Here is a 23,086-nt window from a genome sequence, read left to right on the forward strand (position 1 = left end):
TCCGTTCCGCCACTTATTAAGACATTAAGCCTGCCCAAAGGGCAGGCTTAATGGCAAAAAAATTTAGGGGCGTAGCTCAGTTGGTAGAGCACCGGTCTCCAAAACCGGGTGTCGCGAGTTCGAGTCTCTCCGCCCCTGCCATATAGAATCCTTTGCTTCGGCAAAGGATTTTTTTTTGCCTGTAAAACGGCTCAACACCTTCCTGAAGAATAAGCAGCCTGCGTTTCCGCAGGCTTTTGCGTTAATCCAGTATGCTGGTTTTTAACAGATCTTTTATCTGCGACTGCTTATCGCTGTTTTGCAGCCAAATGGCATACAGCGGCCTGGAGAGCGTTGTTGAATCGGTGACAACATGGAGTGCAGGTTTATTATCCGCCCAGCGAACAGGTAACCATGTACAGCCTTTCAGTGTGGGAAGATGCTGGCATGCGATCTCCGCAGAGCTTGTCGTGAGTTGCGGGATATCATCGCTGGCAATTAACCCCGTCTCGTGCTGCTGAAAATCAGGCCCCCATTCCAGGCGTAAATAATTCAGGTCGGCCTTCATCATTGCAGGCTCGGATGCATAGAGCGCCAGGCTAAACTGTCCAACAATCTGGCTGCTAAATTCATCCATCTTGGGGGCTTCTGTGGTGATCAGCAGATCAAGCTGCCGCTCGTGGAGTTGCTTAACCAGCGACTGGCGTTGCGCAATCCTCGCCTCAAATTGCAGATGATTGTGTGTGCGATATAGCCGCATAAGCCACTGGCTGAGCATGCATTCCCATAGTGAAGCGCTGGCACCGATCGAGAATTCATTATGCCGGGAGGTGTGCGCAACCTCCTTTCGCGCTGCCTGCCAGGTATTCATCAGGGTTTCTGCATAAGGCAATAGCTTTTCACCGGCCGGGGTTAGACGAATATTGTTGCGATGGCGGGTAAAAAGGTTCACACCCAGTTGATTTTCCAGCTGTCGAATACGAAAACTGACTGCTGACTGCGTCAGGTAGAGGGCTTCAGCTGCTCGCCCAAAGTGTCGCGTTCTGCTCACTTCGAGGAAAGTTTTTAGCAATTCCGTATCCACATCTTTCTCCACAAAATTATTTGTCGTTATGATTTAAATGTTTTGTTTTACACTCTGTCAAGCGTAACTAATACTCCGCGCCATAAATAGCTCGGCCAAAGAATTAGGAGCGTGTAGGATGGCGGAAAGCTTTACGACGACTAATCGTTTTTTCGATAATAAACATTATCCGCGCGGGTTCTCTCGTCACGGCGATTTCACTATCAAAGAAGCTCAACTTCTTGAGCGCCATGGTTATGCCTTTAACGAGCTGGATCTGGGTAAGCGCGAACCGGCAACCGAAGATGAAAAACAATTTGTCTCTGTTTGTCGTGGTGAGCGTGAGCCGCAGTCTGATGCAGAACGTGTATGGATCAAGTATATGGCTCGCATTAAGCGTCCTAAGCGTTTCCATACGCTGTCTGGCGGCAAGCCGCAGATGGAAGGTGCAGAAGACTACACCGAGTCTGACGATTAAGAAGAGAAGGGGCTACGGCCCCTTTTTTATGCCAGCATTTTTTGCAGATGCAACAGCAGCCGATCGATCGCACGGTAGCTTAATGCCTCCTGCAAATGTCGCCTCTCTATTCCGGGGCAGCCCTCCACGTCAGCGACCGTGCGCGCAACTTTCAACAAACGCTGCCACGCGCGAATGGATAGCCCAAACCGCGTCAGTGTCTCTTCCAGCCAGCCTGCATCTTCGGCGTTGAGAGAGCAAAACTGTCGGATCCCGCTGTTATCCAGCCGGGCATTCAGCCTGTTCTGACGAGCATACTGCCGCGCCTGAGCCGCAATAACCCGTTCTCGCACCGCTGCTGAGCTTTCGCCTTTGATACCGGTTTGCCTCAGCAGACCGGGCGGTGGCAGGGGGATCTCGAGAGATAAATCAAAACGGTCGAGGAAGGGGCCGGACAGCTTACTCAGATAGCGCAGCGTCTGCTCCGGCGTACAGCGGTTATGGTTGCCCTGATAATGGCCCGTTGGGCTAGGGTTCATCGCGGCGACCAGCTGAAACTGCGCAGGGTAGCTTATTTTGGCGCGTGTACGAGACAGATGGATTTCGCCGGATTCAATCGGCTCCCGCAACGCATCCAGCACGCGGCGTTCAAACTCTGGCAATTCATCCAGGAACAGAATGCCGTTGTGTGCCAGTGAGATTTCACCCGGTCCGGGAATTGAGCCCCCGCCCACCATTGCGGTAAGAGACGCACTGTGGTGTGGCGAGCGGAAAGGACGGCGGCGCCACTGTTTATGCAGCGATATTGAACTGACCAGGCTAAATATCGCGGCGCTTTCCAGCGCTTCGTGATTATTGAGGGGGGGCAGCAGGCCGCTCAACCTGCTCGCCAGCATCGTTTTCCCCGTGCCTGGCGGACCTATCAGTAGCAGGTTATGCCCACCCGCGGCCGTTATTTCTAACGCCCGCTTACCCTGTTCCTGACCCATAATATCGCTGAGGTCATCGGGTGAATCTGCCACTACCTCCTCATTCTCCTGCGGCTCGGCAAGCTCATGTCGGCCTTCCAGCCAGGCGCAAACCTCCTGCAAATGTCCCGCGACAAGACACCCCTTTTCGGCGATAAGGCTGACTTCAGAGGCATTTTCATTGGCCACAATGATTTGCCTTCCCGCGCGTATGGCTTCAAGCGCACCCGAGATTGCTCCGGGAACGCCTCTTAACGCGCCTGTAAGCGCTAATTCACCCACGAACTCGCACGAGCTTAACCCTGGCGTATTGAGCTGTTCAGAAGCCGCGAGAAGCGCTATAGCAATAGGTAAATCATATCGCCCTCCCTCCTTTGGCAAATCGGCGGGCGCAAGGTTGATGGTGATCTTCTTCGCCGGAAAAGCATAACCGCTATTAATAATTGCGCTGCGCACGCGATCCCTGGCCTCCTTAACGGTCGTTTCGGGTAAGCCGACCAGCGTCAGTCCGGGCAGTCCATTACTTAAATGAACCTCTACAGAAATAAGCGGTGCCTTCACGCCGATGGCCGCGCGTGTATAAACAACTGACAGTGACATAAGCCCCTCCTTGGCGGTGACTATGCCAGCATCATTTTTTCCTGTTTAGCGCTAATTCACTGAATTACGGCGCTCGTTCCAGCCTTTTAGCGCCTAAATGTAATCATTACATGTCGGTGGAATCGGCCTCGCAGAAAAGAAATCATGCGCGCCTTGCCTGATGAAACGGGCCAAAAAATGAAAAATCTTCATTTCTATTTTTTCCCTATATAAAACAACGATTTTGAAAGAAATAGTTCGCCTGCTACAGAAATGAGTCATAAAAAAATCTTGTGTCAGATGAAATATCTGTGGTAACTCTTTAGGTATTCCTTCGAACAAGATGCAAAAAGAACTGAAAATGACAGCCCTTCTACGAGTGATTAGCCTGGTCGTGATTAGCGTGGTGGTGATTATTATCCCACCGTGCGGGGCTGCACTTGGACGAGGAAAGGCTTAGAAATCAAGCCTTAACGAACTAAGACCCCCGCACCGAAAGGTCCGGGGGTTTTTTTATGACTAAAAAACTTAAATGAGGAGCAGAGAATGACGACTAGCACAAAATTCTGTTTCTCCAGATTTATGACGGGGAACTAACTATGAATGGGGCACAATGGGTAGTACATGCGTTGCGCGCGCAGGGAGTCGAAACCGTATTCGGTTATCCGGGTGGCGCAATTATGCCGATTTACGATGCACTGTATGACGGCGGCGTGGAACACCTCTTGTGCCGACACGAGCAGGGCGCAGCGATGGCCGCCATCGGTTATGCCCGTGCGACCGGTAAAACCGGCGTCTGTATGGCCACCTCCGGTCCGGGCGCAACGAACCTGATCACCGGCCTGGCTGACGCGCTGCTCGATTCCGTACCCGTGGTGGCGATCACCGGCCAGGTGGCCTCTCCGTTCATCGGCACCGATGCCTTCCAGGAAGTGGATGTGCTTGGTTTATCGCTTGCCTGCACCAAACACAGCTTCCTCGTTCAGTCTCTCGAAGAGCTGCCGCGCGTGATGGCCGAAGCGTTCGAGGTTGCCAGCTCTGGCCGTCCTGGCCCGGTTCTGGTAGATATCCCGAAAGATATTCAGGTTGCACTCGGCGATCTGGAACCGCACTTCTCCACCGTTGAAAGCGACAACGTGTTTCCCCATACGGAGGTTGAAGAGGCTCGCCAGATGCTGGCGCAGGCGAAACAGCCGATGCTGTATGTAGGCGGCGGCGTGGGCATGGCGCAGGCTGTTCCTGCCCTGCGCGAATTTATCGCAGTAACGCAAATGCCCGCCACCTGCACGCTGAAAGGATTGGGCGCGGTCGACGCGGACTATCCATACTATTTGGGCATGTTAGGGATGCACGGCACCAAAGCGGCAAACCTGGCGGTGCAGGAGTGTGACCTGCTCATCGCCGTCGGCGCCCGTTTTGACGACCGCGTCACCGGCAAGCTGAACACCTTTGCGCCGAACGCCAAAGTGATCCATATGGACATCGACCCGGCGGAAATGAACAAACTGCGTCAGGCGCATGTCGCGTTGCAGGGCGATCTCAACGCGCTGTTACCGGCGCTGGAGCAGCCGCTGGATATCAACCCATGGCGTCAGCACACCGCCGATATGCGCGCTGAACACGCCTGGCGTTACGACCACCCCGGCGAGGCCATCTATGCGCCGCTATTGTTGAAACAGTTGTCCGACCGCAAACCCGCAGACAGCGTGGTGACGACGGATGTCGGCCAGCATCAGATGTGGTCAGCCCAGCACATGACCTACACCCGCCCGGAGAACTTCATCACCTCGAGCGGCTTAGGCACGATGGGCTTCGGCCTGCCCGCTGCCGTGGGCGCACAGGTTGCCCGCCCGAACGATACCGTTATCTGTATCTCCGGTGACGGCTCCTTCATGATGAACGTCCAGGAGCTCGGCACCGTGAAGCGTAAGCAGTTACCGCTGAAAATCGTTTTGCTCGATAACCAGCGTTTAGGCATGGTTCGCCAGTGGCAGCAGCTGTTCTTCCAGGAGCGTTACAGCGAAACGACCCTGACCGACAACCCCGATTTCCTCACCCTGGCCAGCGCCTTCGGCATTCCTGGCCAGCACATCACCCGTAAAGACCAGGTTGAAGCGGCACTCGACACCATGCTGTCAAGCGAAGGGCCATACCTGCTTCATGTCTCAATCGACGAGCTTGAGAACGTCTGGCCGTTGGTACCGCCCGGTGCCAGTAACTCACAAATGCTGGAGAAATTATCATGATGCAACATCAGGTCGCCGTGCAGGCTCGCTTCAACCCGGAAACGTTAGAACGCGTATTGCGTGTGGTCCGTCACCGTGGTTTTCAGGTTTGCTCTATGAATATGGAAACGGCCACGGATGCACAAAATATCAGTATCGAATTAACCGTTGCCAGCCCGCGGCCGGTCGACTTACTGTTTAGTCAGTTATCAAAACTGGTAGACGTTGCCCATGTTGCCATCTGCCAGAGCACAACCACATCACAACAAATCCGCGCTTAAGCGTGACAGGACGAAAAAATGACGACAAAAAAAGCTGATTACATTTGGTTCAATGGTGAGATGGTTCGCTGGGAAGACGCGAAAGTTCACGTGATGTCCCACGCGCTGCACTACGGCACCTCCGTGTTTGAAGGCATCCGTTGCTACGATTCTCACAAAGGACCAGTGGTGTTCCGCCATCGCGAACACATGCAGCGTCTGCATGACTCAGCCAAAATTTATCGTTTCCCGGTCTCCCAAAGCGTTGATGAGCTGATGGAAGCCTGCCGCGAGGTGATCCGCCAGAACAAACTGACCAGTGCCTATATTCGTCCGCTGGTCTTCGTGGGTGATGTCGGCATGGGTGTCAATCCGCCCGCTGGCTATAACACCGATGTGATCATTGCTGCGTTCCCGTGGGGCGCCTACCTGGGCGCGGAAGCACTGGATCAGGGGATCGACGCAATGGTTTCTTCCTGGAACCGCGTGGCACCAAACACTATCCCGACCGCGGCTAAAGCGGGCGGTAACTACCTCTCCTCACTGCTGGTTGGCAGCGAAGCGCGCCGTCACGGCTATCAGGAAGGTATCGCGCTCGATGTAAATGGCTACATCTCCGAAGGTGCGGGCGAAAACCTGTTTGAAGTGAAAGACGGCATTCTGTTCACCCCGCCGTTCACCTCGTCCGCGCTGCCGGGCATCACCCGCGACGCCATCATCAAGCTGGCAAAAGATCTGGGTATCGAAGTACGCGAGCAGGTGCTGTCCCGCGAATCCCTGTACCTGGCTGACGAAGTGTTCATGTCCGGTACCGCGGCTGAAATTACACCGGTGCGTAGCGTCGACGGCATTCAGGTGGGCGAAGGCCGCTGTGGTCCGGTCACCAAACGCATTCAGCAAGCCTTCTTCGGCCTGTTCACCGGCGAAACAGAAGACAAATACGGCTGGTTGGATCAGGTTAATCACTAAATATAAATTTGGGACGGCACGCACCGTCCCATTTAATAGTCAGACGGGAGTAAATAAAGCATGCCTAAGTATCGTTCAGCCACCACCACCCACGGCCGTAATATGGCGGGTGCCCGCGCACTGTGGCGCGCCACCGGAATGACCGACGCCGATTTCGGCAAGCCAATTATCGCCGTGGTGAACTCCTTCACCCAGTTTGTGCCGGGCCACGTGCACCTGCGCGATCTCGGTAAGCTGGTTGCCGAGCAAATCGAAGCCTCCGGCGGCGTGGCGAAAGAGTTCAACACCATTGCGGTGGATGACGGTATCGCAATGGGCCACGGGGGGATGCTCTATTCACTGCCGTCGCGCGAGCTGATCGCCGACTCGGTGGAGTACATGGTTAACGCCCACTGCGCCGATGCGATGGTCTGTATCTCCAACTGCGACAAAATCACCCCGGGGATGCTGATGGCCTCCCTGCGCCTGAACATTCCGGTGATCTTCGTTTCCGGCGGCCCGATGGAAGCGGGTAAAACCAAGCTTTCCGACAAAATCATCAAGCTCGACCTGGTCGATGCCATGATCCAGGGCGCGGACCCGAAAGTCTCTGACGAGCAGAGCGACCAGGTGGAACGCTCCGCGTGTCCGACCTGCGGCTCCTGTTCCGGGATGTTCACCGCCAACTCCATGAACTGCCTGACCGAAGCGCTGGGCCTTTCTCAGCCGGGTAACGGCTCGCTGCTGGCGACCCACGCCGACCGTAAGCAGCTGTTCCTTAACGCGGGCAAGCGCATCGTTGAGCTGACCAAACGCTACTACGAGCAGGACGACGCCAGCGCGCTGCCGCGCAACATCGCCAGTAAAGCGGCGTTCGAAAACGCCATGACGCTGGATATCGCCATGGGCGGTTCCACCAACACCGTTCTGCACCTGCTGGCCGCCGCGCAGGAAGCCGAAATCGACTTCACCATGAGCGACATCGACAAGCTCTCCCGCAAAGTGCCGCAGCTGTGTAAAGTCGCGCCGAGTACCCAGAAGTACCATATGGAAGACGTGCATCGTGCTGGTGGTGTCATCGGTATTCTCGGCGAGCTGGATCGCGCAGGGCTGCTGAACCGCAACGTGAAAAATGTGCTCGGCCTGACGCTGCCGGAGTCGCTGGACCAGTACGACGTGATGCTGACCAAAGACGACGCGGTGAAAAAGATGTTCCGCGCCGGTCCGGCAGGTATTCGCACCACGCAGGCGTTCTCGCAGGATTGCCGCTGGGACACGCTGGATGACGATCGCGCCGAAGGCTGCATCCGCTCGCTGGAACATGCCTACAGCAAAGACGGCGGTCTGGCCGTGCTGTACGGTAACTTTGCGGAAAACGGCTGCATCGTGAAAACCGCAGGCGTGGACGACAGCATTCTCAAATTCACCGGTCCGGCAAAAGTGTATGAAAGCCAGGACGAGGCGGTAGACGCTATCCTCGGTGGCAAAGTGGTGGAAGGCGACGTGGTGGTCATTCGCTACGAAGGGCCGAAAGGCGGTCCGGGCATGCAGGAGATGCTCTACCCGACTACCTTCCTGAAATCGATGGGCCTCGGCAAAGCCTGCGCGCTGATCACCGACGGTCGTTTCTCTGGCGGCACGTCAGGCCTCTCCATTGGCCACGTCTCCCCGGAAGCGGCAAGCGGCGGCAATATCGCGATCATCGAAGATGGCGACCTGATCGAAATCGACATTCCGAACCGCGGCATTCAGCTGAAGCTGAGTGACCAGGAGATTGCGGCCCGTCGTGAAGCGCAGGAAGCCCGCGGCGACAAAGCCTGGACGCCGAAAGACCGCCAGCGCGAAGTCTCCTTCGCCCTGCGCGCTTACGCGAGTCTTGCCACCAGTGCAGATAAAGGCGCGGTGCGCGATAAATCTAAACTTGGGGGCTAATGATGGCCGAGTCACAACCTTTATCCGCCGCCCCCGAGGGGGCGGAATACCTGAGAGCGGTGCTGCGCGCGCCGGTCTATGAAGCCGTGCAGGTCACGCCCCTGCAAAAAATGGACAAACTCTCCTCGCGCCTCGACAACGTCATTCTGGTGAAGCGCGAAGACAGGCAGCCGGTGCACAGCTTCAAGCTGCGCGGCGCCTACGCGATGATGGCCGGGCTGACGGATGAGCAGAAAGCGCGCGGCGTCATTACCGCGTCGGCGGGCAACCACGCGCAGGGCGTAGCGTTCTCCGCGGCCCGTTTAGGGCTGAAAGCGCTGATCGTGATGCCGGTTGCCACGGCGGATATCAAAGTCGACGCGGTGCGCGGTTTTGGCGGGGAAGTGCTGCTCCACGGCGCGAATTTTGACGAAGCGAAAGCCAAAGCGATTGAGCTGGCGCAGCAGCAGGGTTTCACCTGGGTCCCGCCGTTCGATCACCCGATGGTGATTGCCGGGCAGGGTACGCTGGCGCTGGAACTGTTGCAGCAGGATGCCCATCTCGACCGCGTTTTCGTCCCGGTGGGCGGCGGTGGCTTAGCCGCTGGTGTGGCGGTGCTGATCAAACAGCTAATGCCGCAGATCAAAGTGATTGCGGTTGAAGCGGAAGACTCCGCTTGCCTGAAGGCGGCGCTGGACGCCGGACATCCGGTGGATCTGCCGCGCGTCGGGCTGTTCGCCGAGGGCGTGGCGGTGAAGCGCATTGGCGATGAAACGTTCCGTCTGTGCCAGGAGTATCTCGACGATATCGTCACCGTCGACAGCGACGCTATCTGCGCGGCGATGAAAGATCTCTTCGAGGATGTGCGTGCGGTGGCGGAGCCGTCCGGCGCGCTGGCGCTGGCGGGGATGAAGAAATACATCGCCCAGCACAACATTCGCGGCGAGCGTCTGGCGCACGTGCTTTCCGGCGCCAATGTGAACTTCCACGGCCTGCGCTACGTGTCCGAACGCTGTGAGCTGGGCGAGCAGCGTGAAGCCCTGCTGGCGGTGACCATTCCGGAAGAGAAGGGCAGCTTCCTGAAGTTTTGCCAGCTGCTGGGCGGCCGTTCGGTAACGGAGTTCAACTACCGCTTTGACGATGCCAAAGATGCGTGCATATTTGTCGGCGTGCGTCTGAGCCGTGGCGTGGAGGAGCGCAAAGAGATCCTCAGCCTGCTGCATGACGGCGGCTACAGCGTGGTCGATCTCTCCGACGACGAAATGGCGAAGCTGCACGTGCGTTACATGGTCGGCGGCCGTCCATCCAAGCCGCTCAAGGAACGCCTGTTCAGCTTCGAGTTCCCGGAATCGCCGGGCGCGTTGCTCAAGTTCCTGCACACGCTGGGCACCCACTGGAACATTTCTCTGTTCCACTACCGCAGCCACGGCACCGACTACGGCCGCGTGCTGGCGGCGTTCGAGCTGGGCGAGCACGAGCCGGATTTCGAAACGCGCCTGAACGAGCTGGGCTATGAGTGCCATGACGAAACCCACAACCCGGCGTTCCGCTTCTTCCTCGCGGGCTAAGGGTTGAGCTGCGTGTAGGCCGGGTAAGCGCAGCGCCACCCGGCTTTAGTGGTTCGGCAATATCTTCCAGAACGCATCAATAAGCGGCTCATGCAGCCGCTTTTTTTGTGCGCACACGCCAAGCTCGAACGGCGTTTTTTCGTCGCTGCGTTCTAAAATCATCACGCGATTGCGCACTGGCTCCGGGCTGTTTTCCAGCACCACTTCTGGCAGCAGCGCCACGCCGCAGCCGAGCGCCACCATCGACACCATCGCCTCATGGCCGCCGACCGTGGCGTAAATCGACGGGTTGCTGATTTTCTGGCGGCGGAACCACAGCTCAATGCGGCGGCGCACCGGCCCCTGATCGGCCATGATAAATGGCACCGTCGACCAGTCCGGTTTCTCCACCGAGACCTGATTGCGCACAGGACAGGGCAGCGCCGGGGCAATCAGTACTACCGCCAGATTCTCCAGCATTGAGAACGCTACCGCGCCCGGCAGGGTTTCCGGCTTCCCGGCAATCGCGAGATCCGCTTCGCCCGTGACCACTTTTTCCATCGCGTCGGCGGCATCGCCGGTGGTGAGCTTAATTTCAACCGACGGATGTTCCGCGCGGAAGCGGTCGAGAATGGGGGGAAGATGGCTGTAGGCGGCGGTCACGGAGCAGAAAATATGCAGCTCGCCGGACAGCGACGGCCCCTGCTGGTCGATGGTGTGCCGCAGCTGCTGGTACTGCAACAAGGTTTGCTGGGCAAAGATGCGCAGCTCTTCACCGGCTTCCGTGAGGGTGACGGTGCGGTTATCGCGCACGAACAGCGGCTGGCCGAGGTCTTCCTCAAGGCGCTGGATCTGGCGCGACAGCGTGGAAGGGCTGACGTGCATCGCCCGGGCGCTGCGGCCAAAGTGACGGCTTTCCGCCAGATGCAGGAACATTTTCAGATCGCGTAAATCCACCGATTCCACTCCCTCTTTTTACATTGCATAAATTGCAATGTGACGTTGTGAATATATCAATTTCCGCAATAAATTTCCTGTTGTAATGTGGGTACATTCTCGCTGAAACGCGAACCGAACAATAAGACACACAACATCACGAGGTATCACCCATGGCTAACTACTTTAATACACTGAACTTGCGCCAGCAGCTGGCGCAGCTGGGCAAATGCCGCTTCATGGCGCGCGATGAATTTGCTGATGGCGCGAGCTACCTTCAGGGTAAAAAAGTGGTCATTGTTGGCTGTGGCGCACAGGGTCTGAACCAGGGCCTGAACATGCGTGACTCCGGGCTGGATATCTCCTACGCCCTGCGCAAAGAAGCGATTGCTGAAAAGCGCGCTTCCTGGCGTAAAGCGACCGAAAACGGCTTCAAAGTAGGTACCTACGAAGAGCTGATCCCGCAGGCGGACCTGGTGGTTAACCTGACGCCAGACAAGCAGCACTCAGACGTTGTGCGTTCCGTACAGCCGCTGATGAAAGACGGCGCCGCGCTGGGTTACTCTCACGGCTTCAACATCGTTGAAGTGGGCGAGCAGATCCGTAAAGACATCACCGTAGTGATGGTGGCACCGAAGTGCCCGGGCACCGAAGTGCGCGAAGAGTACAAACGTGGTTTCGGCGTACCGACGCTGATCGCCGTTCACCCGGAAAACGATCCGAAAGGCGAAGGCATGGCGATTGCCAAAGCCTGGGCAGCGGCCACCGGAGGCCATCGTGCGGGCGTACTGGAATCTTCCTTCGTTGCGGAAGTGAAATCTGACCTGATGGGCGAGCAGACCATTCTGTGCGGCATGCTCCAGGCTGGTTCTCTGCTGTGCTTCGACAAGCTGGTGGAAGAGGGCACCGATCCGGCATACGCGGAAAAACTGATTCAGTTCGGCTGGGAAACCATCACCGAAGCGCTGAAGCAGGGCGGCATTACGCTGATGATGGACCGTCTGTCCAATCCGGCAAAACTGCGCGCGTTCGCACTCTCTGAACAGCTGAAAACCATCATGGCACCGCTGTTCCAGAAACACATGGACGACATCATCTCCGGCGAGTTCTCTTCCGGCATGATGGCGGACTGGGCGAATGACGATAAGAAACTGCTGACCTGGCGCGAAGAGACCGGTAAAACCGCGTTCGAAACGGCACCACAGTTCGAGGGTAAAATCAGCGAGCAGGAGTACTTCGATAAAGGCGTACTGATGATCGCGATGGTGAAAGCGGGCGTTGAGCTGGCGTTCGAAACCATGGTGGATTCCGGCATCATTGAAGAATCTGCGTACTACGAATCGCTGCACGAGCTGCCGCTGATCGCAAACACCATCGCCCGTAAGCGTCTGTATGAGATGAACGTGGTGATCTCCGATACCGCCGAGTACGGTAACTATCTGTTCTCTTACGCCTGCGTACCGCTGCTGAAAGAGTTCATGACTACCCTGCAAGCAGGCGATCTGGGTAAAGCGATTGCGGAAGGTGCGGTTGATAACGCGCAGCTGCGTGACGTAAACGAAGCGATTCGCAGTCACGAAATCGAGAAAGTGGGCCAGAAACTGCGTGGCTACATGACCGATATGAAACGTATCGCAGTAGCAGACTAAAAAGACAATCGGGTGGCGCAAGCCACCCGAACTGTTTTAGCTACGCAGTATCGCGCCGGGATAACCCAGCTGGCGCCACGCCTCATAGACCACCACCGACACCGCATTCGACAGGTTCATGCTGCGGCTGTCCGGCATCATCGGAATACGAATTTTTTGCTCAGCGGGCAGGGCATCCAGAATGGTGGCCGGCAGGCCGCGGGTTTCCGGACCAAACATCAGATAATCCCCGTCCTGATAGCTTACGGCGCTATGCGCTGGCGTGCCTTTGGTGGTCAGGGCGAACATGCGCTGCGGCTTCTCTGCGTCCAGAAACGCGGCGTAATCGTGATGACGAACGACGGCAGTAAACTCATGGTAGTCCAGCCCCGCGCGGCGCAGACGTTTGTCGTCCCACGTAAAGCCCATCGGCTCAATGATGTGCAGACGAAAACCGGTGTTGGCGCACAGGCGGATGATATTGCCGGTATTGGGTGGGATTTCTGGTTCGAATAAGACGATGTTAAGCATGCTGCCCCCTTAATTGCGGGGGGCAGAATAGCAGAAAAGAGAGGGACTAGGCGACGCCCGGCTCCTGCGAGCGGCTATACAGCATTTTGTAGACGGTTGCCGCCGCGGCCATGAGAGCAGGCACGCTGAGGATCATCAAAATACTGTCCGCCTGCCACTGCATGGAGAGAAGCTGGGCGCTGGTCATGGTGCCCGCCACGCCGCCGAAGCGGCCGATCCCCTGCATCCAGGCGATACCCGTCGCGCGGCACTCGGTAGGGTAAAAGGTGGCGGCCAGGGTCTGCATCCCCGACTGCGCGCCGTTCATCGCGATCCCCATCAGGAAGATTAACCCGCCAAACAGGGCGATATGATTATGCTCAATGCCGAGTAAAAGAATCAGGCCCATCGTCAGCACGAAACCACACGCGACCACCTTGTGCGCTTCCCAGCGGTCCATCATCCAGCCCGCGAGCAGAATGCCAGCGGTGCCGCCGAAGGTGAACAGCGAGGTGAGCCAGGCGGATTCCGCCAGCGCATACCCCATCCCCTGCATCAGCGTTGGCATCCAGCTCAGCAGGACGTAATAAATCACCAGTCCCATAAAGTAGGTGACCCACAGCATCAGGGTGCCGGGTAGCCAGGGCATGGAAAACAGCTGCGACACGCTGCCTTTTTTCGACGCGACCTTCTCCTCCGCCAGGAAAAAGCCCGTGACGCTATCCAGCGTGCTGCGGGCGAACCGGCTGGCGATGCGGCGAACCTGCGCGACGTCTTTTCCGCGCTGCACCAGAAACTTCACCGACTCCGGCAACAGCAGCGCCAGCAGCACCGTTAAAATCAGCGGCGCAATCGCGCCGGTCAGCAGTACGCTTCGCCAGCCATGGTGAGGGATAAGCCAGGACGAGATCGCCCCGCCGCCCGCCGCACCCAGCGGAAAGCCGCAGTACATGGTGTTAATTGCCATGGCGCGGCAGCGCTGGGGGGCAAACTCTGAGATCAGCGTGATGGCGTTAGGCATCGCGGCGCCCAGTCCGAGACCGGTCAGAAATCGCCACAGCGTCAGGGTATTCAGACTTTGCGCCCAGGCCGTGCCCAGGCTCGCCAGGCCGAAGAAAAGGCATGAAAAGACCAGTACGCGCTTGCGTCCCATACGGTCCGATACCGGACCTGCAATAAGAGCTCCCAGCGACAGCCCCAGTAGCGCCGCACTCAACACCGGCCCCAGATCCTGTTTATGTATTCCCCACTCCGCCGACAGCGTAGGCGCAATGTAACCCATCGCGGCGGTATCGAAACCATCGATCGCCAGCACCAGAAAGCCCAGCACAATAAGAAGCCAGTGAAACCCTGAAAAAGGACTCTCATCGATCACCTGCTGTATATCCACCCGACCTGAATACGTCATACGTTTCCTCCGATGTAATGTTGTTTTTGTGTTCTTGTATTTGCTTGTCTATACAATTGCGGAGGGCGGGTTGTGTCAAATTTTCTTATCCAGAATGTTACGCAGGTGTTATTTTCAACAAAAAAAGCGCCCGAGGGTAAAGCCGGGCGCGGAAGAAGGGGAGGCTAACCGGGGGAGATCAGGCCGCGTTTCCCTGAGAAAGGGGGGCCAGCGCCGCAGGCAGCTTACTGAGCTCCTGCACCAGAGAGTCTTTGCTGATTTCACCGATTGTTTTCGCACCGGTCAGGGTCATCGCCACCTTCATCTCTTTCTCGATCAGGTTCAGCAGATTCGCCACGCCCGCCTGGCCGCTGGTGGCCAGCGCGTACAGGTAAGCACGGCCCAGCAGCACACTGTCTGCGCCCAGGGCAATCATGCGCACCACGTCCAGCCCGTTACGGATGCCGCTGTCGGCCAGAATCGCAATATCGCCTTTCACCGCATCGGCAATGGCTGGCAGGGCGCGGGCGGAGGAGAGCACCCCGTCAAGCTGGCGGCCACCATGGTTAGAGACCACGATCCCATCGGCGCCAAAACGCACCGCGTCGCGGGCATCTTCCGGATCGAGGATCCCTTTGATCACCATCGGGCCGTCCCAGAATTCGCGGATCCACTCCAGGTCTTTCCAGGAGATGGATGGATCGAAGTTGTTCGCCAGCCAGCCGATGTAATCTTCCAGCCCGGTCGGTTTACCCAGGTAGGCCGAAATATTGCCCAGATCGTGCGGACGGCCATTCACGCCGACATCCCACGCCCACTGCGGGTGCGTCACCGCCTGCCAGTAGCGGCGTATCGCGGCGTTCGGACCGCTCATGCCGGAGTGCGCATCACGGTAGCGTGCGCCGGGCGTGGGCATATCGACGGTAAAGACCAGCGTTGAGCAGCCTGCCGCTTTGGCGCGCTCCAGCGCGTTACGCATAAAGCCGCGATCGCGCAGGACGTAGAGCTGGAACCACATCGGGCGCTTGATGGTCGGGGCGACCTCTTCAATCGGGCAGACGGACACGGTGGAAAGGGTAAACGGGATGCCTTTGGCATCTGCGGCGGCGGCGGCCTGCACTTCGCCCCGGCGGGCATACATGCCGCATAAGCCGACGGGCGCAAGCGCCACCGGCATGGAGAGCGTCTCGTTAAACAGCTTCGTCTCAAGGCTCAGGTCAGACATATTCTTCAGCACGCGCTGGCGCAGGGCCACTTCCGACAGGTCCTCCACGTTGCGGCGCAGGGTATATTCGGCGTACGCCCCGCCGTCAATGTAGTGGAACAGGAATGGCGGCAAAATGCGCTGTGCCGCGGCGCGATAGTCACTGGCTGCGGAAATAATCATGCTTTGTTCTCCCTGGAAATATCACTCTCGCCAGGCAGACGGGTAATACGCGCCTGTCGGGCCTGATCTTCATCGAATCGTTTAATGGTGGTATGTACGAAGCCGAGATGCGCCATCATCGCCTTGCGCGCGGCCTCGGCATCACCGGCCAGAATGGCGTTGAGCACCGCCTCGTGCTGTTCGGTCAGTTGGGCAAATACCGGCGGCACCAGATACATGCGCTGGCGGCTCTGCTTCACGGAGGATTGCAGCAGGTCGAAGAACCCGCGCATGGTTTGCAGCAGAACCACGTTGTGCGAGGCCTCGGCAATCGCGAGGTGAAAACGCACGTCCGCCTGGGAGGCGATGTCCGGGTCGCTGCTTTGCGTGGCCTCAAAGCAGGCTTTGAGCTTCTCTTTGTCGGCCTCGGTTGCCCGCATCGCCGCATGCCACGCGGTGCTGGTTTCGATGGCGTGACGCGCTTCGAGGATGTCAAAGCTGTAGTCCGGGTCGTTTTCCATCAGCGTTTTAAGCGGCTGCACGATGTTTTGTTCGGACCAGTCGTCATGCTGCCAGCGCACGAAGGTGCCGCCGCCTCGACGGCTCAGCAGCACCCCTTCGCTGACCAGCGTCGCCAGCGCCTCGCGCAGTGAATTGCGCGACACGCCAAGCTGGGCGGCAAGCTGACGCTCGGCGGGCAATCTCATGCCCGCTTCCAGCTGTTGTTCTTCTATCAGCGCCCGTACGCGAGTGGCAATCTCGTCGGACAGGCGTCTGGGCATCACTATCATGGAATCATCCAGGTTAAGACATAGGCCTGCAATGTGGTGATCACGCCCACCATGCAGGTAAATATCAGGCTGTGTTTAACGGTAAAGCGGAACAGATCCGACTCTTTGCCTACCAGCCCCACCGCGGCACAGGCAATGGCGATGGACTGCGGTGAGATCATCTTCCCGGTCACGCCGCCGGTGGTGTTCGCGGCGACCAGCAGCACGTCCGAGACGCCAATCTGCTGCGCGGCTGTGGCCTGTAGGGCGGCAAACAGGGCGTTAGATGACGTATCTGAACCGGTCAGGAACACCCCCAGCCAGCCGAGGAACGGCGAGAAGAAGGTAAACGCGTGGCCGGTATGCGCCAGCGCTAACGCCAGCGTCGACGACAGGCCGGAGTAGTTCGAAATAAACGCGAACGCCAGCACCATGCCGATGGAGTAAATCGGCAGCATCAGCTCTTTAATCGTCGCCGCAAAGGTCTGCACCGCGGCGGCAGGCTTCATGCGCAGCCACACTACGGAAAGGATAGCGGCAAACAGGATCGCCGTGCCGGTGGCTGAGAACCAGTCGAACTTAAACACTGCCGCATACGGCGTGGCGTCGTGTACCACCGGCGGCATACGGGCGACCATTTTGTCGAGGAACGGCACGGAGATATTAATCACCATGTCGTACAGCGCGCCGCCCGGGGCGAACAGGGCTTTAAACGGCGGAATACTCCACAGCGTCACGGTGGCGGTCAGGAACAGGAACGGTGACCACGCGCGCACAATCTGTCCGGCGGTATAGCCGGTGCGCGCCAGCGTCTGATCCACGTGCGATGCGCCCATGTCAGCAAAGCGGAAGATACGTACCGGCTGCCAGCGTTTCAGGAACAGCGTCAGACAGACCAGCGACACCAGGGAAGAGATGATGTCCGGCAGTTCCGGGCCGAGGAAGTTGGAGCTGAGATACTGGGCAATGGCGAACGAACCGCCCGCTACCATCACCGCAGGCCAGGTCTCCTTCACGCCGCGCCAGCCGTCCATAATCGCCATGATCCAGAACAGCACGATAATGGTCAGGAACGGCAGCTGGCGGCCCACCATCTGGCCGATCTCGAAGCTGTCCAGCCCGGTCACCTGGCCCGCCACCAGAATAGGAATGCCCATCGCGCCAAACGCCACCGGCGCGGTATTCACAATCAGGCACAGGCCAGCGGCATACAGCGGGTTAAAGCCCAGACCGACCAGCAGGGCGGCGGTGATGGCCACCGGTGCGCCGAATCCTGCCGCCCCTTCCAGAAATGCTCCGAAGGAGAAGCCGACGATCAGCATCTGCAAACGCTGGTCCGGCGTGATGGAGAGAATCGACGAGCGAATAATGTCGAACTGCCCGGTATTGACCGAGATTTTGTAGACAAAGACGGCGGCGATGATGATCCACGCAATCGGCCACAGTCCGTAGAAGAAGCCATAGACGACGGAGGCCAGCGCGCGATCGACCGGCATTTTGTAGAAGAACAACGCCACCATCAGGGCGATGGCAACGGTATACGTCGCGGCAAGGTAGCCCTTCAGCTTGAGCTTAATCAGCGCAAAGAAGAAAAACAGGATCGGTAGCGATGCGATCAGGCTCGACAGCCAGATATTTCCGGCCGGATCGTAGTTTTGTTGCCAGAGGCTCATGCAGGTCTCCTGAGGACCACACAGGTGTTCGTCGGGTGAGTCTCTGCTCATCTCTGCGTCACACTTAGTGTAAAAGTGGTCCTTCCAATATTGTGATGTAGGGTTAATGACAACAAATGGTTAATCAAGTGTTGCTATTCAGCAATTGTTTTGTGAAGTGGAGCATCGAAATTGTGAACGATGGATAGCTTTGTGCGCGATTGGTAGGACCAAAACCGCAAAATCAAATCACCGTGTGCGTTGGGAGCGGTGGTCAGGTGGAGAGCCTTACACTCGCCTTTTAAGCAGATACGGCGTGTAAAAGAGGTTATATAAAAAGGAGAGGTGATAATGTTTCGTGAATTTAATGAGGTTTGTTTGTTTTATTTGTGTTTTTGAGAAGCTGTATATGTGTGAGCAGAGTGATATATTTCCTATAAATAAAAATTTTTTTTGGTTAAAAATGCGAAATCTAAGCTGTAGCAAAAAATTTTAATTAAGGTAAATTTCACATATAGATTTTAACAGTGTATTACAAACGATCAATTGATGATCGATAAAGAAATATCCTGTTCAAGTGTTGTTTTTCAGGATAAAGGGTAAGAATTTTGCGCTGAACAGACATTTTTTGGCTAATAATATTCTGAAATAAATTGATCAAACAATGATCAGTTGACTCTCTTGTAATTTAGTTGCGGTATTAAAAGCAGATTAATAATTATTAGGGCAATCGAAAGGGGTTAAATTTGTTAGCTGAGTGTTAATTTCTGAGTGTTTACAGACGCGGCATATTGCTTTTCAATGCGTAGACGTTAAAAGGCATTTGATTTACTATTTATTCAGAAGCAACGTAACAGAAGATTTTAAATTTATTACTAACCACAACGTATTCAGTGTTATTTTCGGCCAGAAGTCATTCCTCAGTTGAAGGATATCTGTGTATGGCCTTCTGAAAATATACGGATTATCACCATGGGATGGACCCTGCTTTATTCTATAAGGTCGCGTCACCCATTCTGCTAAAAACCTTTCGGTGGCGTTTTTAAATCCTTATAGCGGTTATTGTACCTGGTACAACAAGTCTATATCTGTTTAATTTACAGAGGGGAAATTGTTCCAAATGAAAATCAAAAATGTGGCGCTGGCGATTGCCGCGGCGGGGCTGCTGTTATCTTCTCAATCAGTACTGGCAAGCAGTGATTCTGGCGTTAATGCTTCTCTGGATACCGGTGCGGGTTCGCAAAGTACGGGCGGGGTGATCAATTTTACCGGGAAGATTACCCTTATTTCCTGTGATATTACTCCGGCCTCTAAAAACAAAACGGTAGACCTTGGGGCGTGGGCAAAAAGCTACTTTGACGATCACAACGAAACGACGCCGCGCGAGTTCAAAATCAACGTGGAAAACTGCCCGGAGACGGTTGAATCGGTTGCGGTACTGTTTGACGGAACCAAAGATACGGTGAATGACACACTGCTTCAGGTTACGCCAGGTGAAGGTATGGCGACGGGTGTCGGCGTGAAGCTTTATAACAGCGATCGCAGCACCGCGATTAAACCGGGTACGGTATCTGAAACAACCGCACCGGATGATGAAGGCAATGCTGAATTAACTTTCTATGCCGCACTTGACAAAGATGGCACGGAAATCAACGCCGGCGATGTTAACGCCGTATCCAACTTCCTGATGGTTTATAACTGATTTCACTGTCAGCCACCTCCAGAGATAATAATGATGAAACGTTTATCGTATATTATGCTCACTGCATTAATGGTTAGTTCTGCGTCAGTTTCCGCTGGCGTTGTAATGGGGGGAACACGGATCGTATACCCGCAAAACAGCAAGGAGGTGGCATTTTCTGTTTCTAATATGGAAAGTGCGGTTCCCTATCTTATTCAGTCGTGGGTTGAAGGCGATGGGCCGGATAAAAATAACGCTGCGCCATTTATTGTCACACCACCTCTGTTCAGACTTGATCCGGAGCAGACCAACACGCTGCGTATTCAATATACCGGCGCTCCGCTGCCCACAGATCGTGAATCTGTATTCTGGCTCGATATTAAAGCGATAGCGCCAAAGCCAAAAGAGAGCAGCAACGAATTACAGGTAAACGTCAAATCGAAATTTAAAATCTTCTACCGCCCGGACAACCTGAAAGGGGACGCCGCCACGGCCTGGCAGAAAATAACGTTTTCGCGAACGGGAAAAGGGCTTAAGGCCGCTAACCCGACGCCATACTACGTCTCTTTTTATCGTCTGACCGTTGGCGGGCATAAAATTGAGCAGCCGGGCATGATCGGTCCAGGGGAAACCCGGGAATGGCCTGTGTCCGCCTCCGGGGGCGTAAGCTGGTCGGCTATTAATGATTTTGGTGCCATCACCGCCACCCACACCCAGCCTCTTTAAGACCATGCCTTTTCGCCTGTTTCGTTACGCGCCGCTTTCGGTGTTGCTGCTTAGCTTCAGCCGCACGGGGATGGCCGAGGATTACTTTGATCCCGCCGCGCTGGAGCTTTCCTCTACTGAACAGAAAACGGCGGATCTGCACTATTTCTCTGAAAAGGGCGGGCAGATGCCAGGCACCTGGCTCGTGACGCTGGAGATTAACGGACGCGAGGAGCGGCATCAGGAGATCACCTTCGTCAATGAGAAAGGCAGCCTGCAACCCGTTTTTAGCGTATCGCTGCTGGAAGCGCTTGGCGTAAATGTAGGGGCCATTCCTGCATTCTCCCGGTTGCAGGAGGGAGAAACGTTCACGCACATCGAGGATTTTATTCCGGCAGCGCGAACCTCTTATGATTTCAACCAGCAGCGTCTCTTTCTCAGCCTGCCGCAGGCGGCAATGAAACACCGCAGCCGTGGCTACGTGCCGCAGTCGCAGTGGGACGATGGTATCCCGGCGGCATTTACTGATTACAGTCTGTCGGGCGGTCAGGCCCGTCATCAGAGCGGGGTCACAACATCCAGCTATCTGAGCCTGCGTAACGGCATCAATCTGGGGGCGTGGCGGCTGCGTAACACCTCGGCCTGGAGCTACAGCGACGCGGGCGGCAACCATTTTCAGTCGCAAAGTAGCTGGCTGACCCGGGATATTCGCCGTCTTAACAGCCAGCTACGGATCGGTGATGCCTGGACCGCAGGCGACGTCTTCGATAGCGTGGCGTTTCGCGGGGTACAGCTCTCATCAAGCGAAAGCATGTTGCCCGACAGCCAGCGCGGCTTCGCACCAACCATCCGCGGCGTCGCACACAGCTTCGCTAAAGTCTCCGTTTCGCAAAATGGCTATGTGATCTATGAAACCTGGGTGGCCGCCGGGCCATTTATCATTAACGATCTGTTCCCGGGCGCACAAAGTGGCGATCTACAGGTTACGGTCACGGAAAGTGATGGCTCAACGCGCGTCTTTACCCAGCCCTATTCTGCGGTGCCGTTTATGCGACGCCAGGGCAGCCTGAAATACAGTCTCAATGCAGGACGATTTCACTCCGGCTCCGGTGATGCGCGTTCGCCCGAATTTGTTGAAGGCGCTTTCTTCTACGGTCTGCTCTCCAGGATGACGGTGTATGGCGGCTTTCGTACGGCGAGCAACTATCAGGCCGGTGCAATTGGCGTAGGCAGAGGGTTTGGCGCATTTGGCTCGCTGGGTATTGACGATACGCTGGCAAAAAGCCGTTTACCCGACGGCAAAAGCGCGATGGGGCAGGCGTGGCGCATTCAGTACCAGAAAGATTTCAGCGCTACCGGCACCGCCTTCAACCTGGCGAGCTATCGCTATGCCTCGCGCAATTACTACGAATTTAGTGAACTGAATCAGTCTGACAGCCAACAGCTGCAACTCAATAATCGCCGTAGCCGCTCGCAGGTCACTTTTTCACAGACGCTGGGTCAGTTCGGCAGCCTCAGCGTCTCGGCATGGATGCAGGATTACTGGCATACGTCCGGGCAGGATAAAACCATCCACATTGGCTGGTACACCAGCTGGCGGGGTATTTCCTGGGGCGCGGGGTATGACTACACCGACTCAGCGCTTGAGCAGCATCCCGATCGCACCGTGTCGTTTAACGTCAATGTTCCGCTTGGCAACTGGCTGCCGGGCAGTTCGGTCAGTTACTACGCCAACCACAACAATCGTGGGATGACCACGCAGCAGGTGTCACTCAACGGCAGCGCGCTGGCGAACCGCAACCTGAATTACAGCGTTCAGCAGAGTAAGACCAGTGAGGGAGAGGCCGACAGCACCAGCCTGGCGCTGCAATACAACGGTGGCTACGGCAACGTCAGCCTCGGTTATGACCACAGCCGAAACGGTAGCAACGCGAGTCTTGGACTCGCCGGAGGCGTTGTCGCCACGCAGTATGGCGTCACGCTTAGCCAGCCGCTGGGCGATACCGTCGCCCTGCTGCGCGTGCCCGGCGCGGCGAACGTTGAGCCGGAGGGCTACAACGGGATCCATACCGACAGCCGCGGCTATGCGGTCATGCCAACGCTCTCGGCGTATCGCAAAAATACCGTCAGCCTTGATACGGCGACGCTGGGTGAGAACGTCGACATTGAGCAAAGCGGTCTGACGCTCATTCCCACCAGCGGCGCGGTGGTGCTGGCCAATTACACAACCCACATTGGTTATCGCGTTCTGTTTTCCCTGCGCTACCACGGCGAACCGTTGCCGTTTGGCGCGCAGGCTGAAGTGGTGGAGCAGAACCGCCATTCTGCAAACCGAAGCATGGTCGCTGACGGCGGTCAGGCCTACCTGAGTGGAGTACCAGAGCGCGGCACCCTGCGCGTCACCTGGTATGAAAACGGGGAGCAGCAGCAATGCCAGACACCTTTCAGACTGGGGAAAGCTCATATGGCTCCCGGTATCGCCACGCTGTCCGTTGAGTGCCATTAGAGGAATAT

General features: G+C 56.5%; 20 protein-coding genes and 1 tRNA gene. 13 read left to right on the forward strand and 8 right to left on the reverse strand.

What is annotated here, in order from left to right:
• Nucleotides 1-65 precede the first annotated feature (65 nt).
• Nucleotides 66-141 (forward strand) — tRNA-Trp (locus IPZ49_RS15840).
• A 100-nt stretch (nt 142-241) separates the two neighbouring features.
• Here the strand turns inward: IPZ49_RS15840 and hdfR are convergent.
• Nucleotides 242-1,063 carry an HTH-type transcriptional regulator HdfR gene (gene hdfR / locus IPZ49_RS15845; RefSeq protein WP_022649779.1) on the reverse strand — a complete coding sequence of 274 codons (822 nt, stop codon included), beginning with the start codon at nt 1,061-1,063 and terminating at the stop codon, nt 242-244.
• A 118-nt stretch (nt 1,064-1,181) separates the two neighbouring features.
• Here hdfR and IPZ49_RS15850 point away from each other — a divergent pair, with 118 nt between their 5' ends.
• Nucleotides 1,182-1,520 carry a DUF413 domain-containing protein gene (locus IPZ49_RS15850; protein WP_006808641.1) on the forward strand — a complete coding sequence of 113 codons (339 nt, stop codon included), beginning with the start codon at nt 1,182-1,184 and terminating at the stop codon, nt 1,518-1,520.
• A 26-nt stretch (nt 1,521-1,546) separates the two neighbouring features.
• Here IPZ49_RS15850 and IPZ49_RS15855 read toward each other — a convergent pair whose 3' ends face one another.
• A complete protein-coding gene (locus IPZ49_RS15855; protein ID WP_032626968.1) occupies nt 1,547-3,067 on the reverse strand; it encodes a YifB family Mg chelatase-like AAA ATPase in 1,521 nt (506 codons plus the stop codon).
• 340 nt (nt 3,068-3,407) lie between these two features.
• On the opposite strand from IPZ49_RS15855, the gene ilvL reads away from it, so the two are divergent.
• The 7 genes from ilvL (at nt 3,408) to ilvA (ending at nt 9,958) form a co-directional block, all read left to right on the forward strand.
• Nucleotides 3,408-3,506, forward strand: a complete 99-nt coding sequence (ilvL, locus tag IPZ49_RS15860; protein WP_001311244.1) for an ilv operon leader peptide — start codon at nt 3,408-3,410, stop codon at nt 3,504-3,506.
• Between the two features lie 86 nt (nt 3,507-3,592).
• On the forward strand, nt 3,593-3,643 hold the full coding sequence (gene ilvX / locus IPZ49_RS15865) for a peptide IlvX (RefSeq protein ID WP_166792073.1): 51 nt from the start codon (nt 3,593-3,595) through the stop codon (nt 3,641-3,643).
• A gap of 2 nt (nt 3,644-3,645) precedes the next feature.
• On the forward strand, nt 3,646-5,292 hold the full coding sequence (ilvG, locus tag IPZ49_RS15870; RefSeq protein ID WP_045308986.1) for an acetolactate synthase 2 catalytic subunit: 1,647 nt from the start codon (nt 3,646-3,648) through the stop codon (nt 5,290-5,292).
• Nucleotides 5,289-5,552, forward strand: coding sequence for an acetolactate synthase 2 small subunit (gene ilvM, locus IPZ49_RS15875; RefSeq protein ID WP_063147041.1), 264 nt, complete (start codon nt 5,289-5,291; stop codon nt 5,550-5,552). The genes ilvG and ilvM overlap by 4 nt, the downstream gene beginning before the upstream one ends.
• A gap of 18 nt (nt 5,553-5,570) precedes the next feature.
• Nucleotides 5,571-6,500, forward strand: a complete 930-nt coding sequence (ilvE, locus tag IPZ49_RS15880) for a branched-chain-amino-acid transaminase (protein ID WP_003860182.1) — start codon at nt 5,571-5,573, stop codon at nt 6,498-6,500.
• A 60-nt stretch (nt 6,501-6,560) separates the two neighbouring features.
• Nucleotides 6,561-8,411, forward strand: a complete 1,851-nt coding sequence (ilvD, locus tag IPZ49_RS15885) for a dihydroxy-acid dehydratase (protein ID WP_022649775.1) — start codon at nt 6,561-6,563, stop codon at nt 8,409-8,411.
• Nucleotides 8,412-8,413: 2 nt separating this feature from the next.
• A complete protein-coding gene (ilvA, locus tag IPZ49_RS15890; protein WP_113788209.1) occupies nt 8,414-9,958 on the forward strand; it encodes a threonine ammonia-lyase, biosynthetic in 1,545 nt (514 codons plus the stop codon).
• Nucleotides 9,959-10,003: 45 nt separating this feature from the next.
• Here the strand turns inward: ilvA and ilvY are convergent, their stop codons facing one another.
• Nucleotides 10,004-10,894, reverse strand: a complete 891-nt coding sequence (gene ilvY, locus IPZ49_RS15895) for an HTH-type transcriptional activator IlvY (RefSeq protein ID WP_017382574.1) — start codon at nt 10,892-10,894, stop codon at nt 10,004-10,006.
• Between the two features lie 152 nt (nt 10,895-11,046).
• Here ilvY and ilvC point away from each other — a divergent pair, with 152 nt between their 5' ends.
• Complete coding sequence (ilvC, locus tag IPZ49_RS15900) at nt 11,047-12,522, forward strand: ketol-acid reductoisomerase (protein WP_022649773.1); 1,476 nt, start codon at nt 11,047-11,049, stop codon at nt 12,520-12,522.
• A 36-nt stretch (nt 12,523-12,558) separates the two neighbouring features.
• On the opposite strand, the gene trmL is transcribed toward ilvC, so the two are convergent.
• The 5 genes from trmL to lldP form a co-directional block, all read right to left on the reverse strand.
• The gene (gene trmL, locus IPZ49_RS15905) at nt 12,559-13,032 is read right to left on the reverse strand and encodes a tRNA (uridine(34)/cytosine(34)/5-carboxymethylaminomethyluridine(34)-2'-O)-methyltransferase TrmL (protein WP_022649772.1); all 474 of its coding nucleotides are present in this window, start codon (nt 13,030-13,032) and stop codon (nt 12,559-12,561) included.
• 46 nt (nt 13,033-13,078) lie between these two features.
• Complete coding sequence (locus IPZ49_RS15910) at nt 13,079-14,419, reverse strand: aromatic acid/H+ symport family MFS transporter (RefSeq protein ID WP_063147039.1); 1,341 nt, start codon at nt 14,417-14,419, stop codon at nt 13,079-13,081.
• Between the two features lie 178 nt (nt 14,420-14,597).
• On the reverse strand, nt 14,598-15,785 hold the full coding sequence (gene lldD / locus IPZ49_RS15915; protein WP_063147038.1) for an FMN-dependent L-lactate dehydrogenase LldD: 1,188 nt from the start codon (nt 15,783-15,785) through the stop codon (nt 14,598-14,600).
• Nucleotides 15,782-16,555, reverse strand: a complete 774-nt coding sequence (gene lldR / locus IPZ49_RS15920; RefSeq protein ID WP_023298877.1) for a transcriptional regulator LldR — start codon at nt 16,553-16,555, stop codon at nt 15,782-15,784. The genes lldD and lldR overlap by 4 nt, the downstream gene beginning before the upstream one ends.
• Nucleotides 16,552-18,207: an L-lactate permease gene (gene lldP / locus IPZ49_RS15925; RefSeq protein ID WP_063147037.1), complete on the reverse strand. Its 1,656-nt coding sequence runs from the start codon at nt 18,205-18,207 to the stop codon at nt 16,552-16,554. Before lldP ends, lldR begins: the two co-directional genes overlap by 4 nt.
• 1,099 nt (nt 18,208-19,306) lie before the next feature.
• Here lldP and IPZ49_RS15930 point away from each other — a divergent pair.
• From IPZ49_RS15930 to IPZ49_RS15940, 3 genes are read left to right on the forward strand one after another with little or no spacing between them, the layout of a single operon-like run.
• Nucleotides 19,307-19,888, forward strand: a complete 582-nt coding sequence (locus tag IPZ49_RS15930) for a fimbrial protein (protein WP_003860173.1) — start codon at nt 19,307-19,309, stop codon at nt 19,886-19,888.
• Between the two features lie 30 nt (nt 19,889-19,918).
• A complete protein-coding gene (locus tag IPZ49_RS15935) occupies nt 19,919-20,593 on the forward strand; it encodes a molecular chaperone (protein WP_022649767.1) in 675 nt (224 codons plus the stop codon).
• A gap of 4 nt (nt 20,594-20,597) precedes the next feature.
• Nucleotides 20,598-23,078 (forward strand): fimbria/pilus outer membrane usher protein, encoded by a 2,481-nt coding sequence (locus IPZ49_RS15940; protein ID WP_063147036.1) that lies wholly within the window; start codon nt 20,598-20,600, stop codon nt 23,076-23,078.
• Nucleotides 23,079-23,086 lie beyond the last annotated feature (8 nt).

The sequence above is a fragment of the Enterobacter cloacae complex sp. S2 genome (genome assembly GCF_015159675.1).
GTDB lineage: Bacteria > Pseudomonadota > Gammaproteobacteria > Enterobacterales > Enterobacteriaceae > Enterobacter > Enterobacter intestinihominis.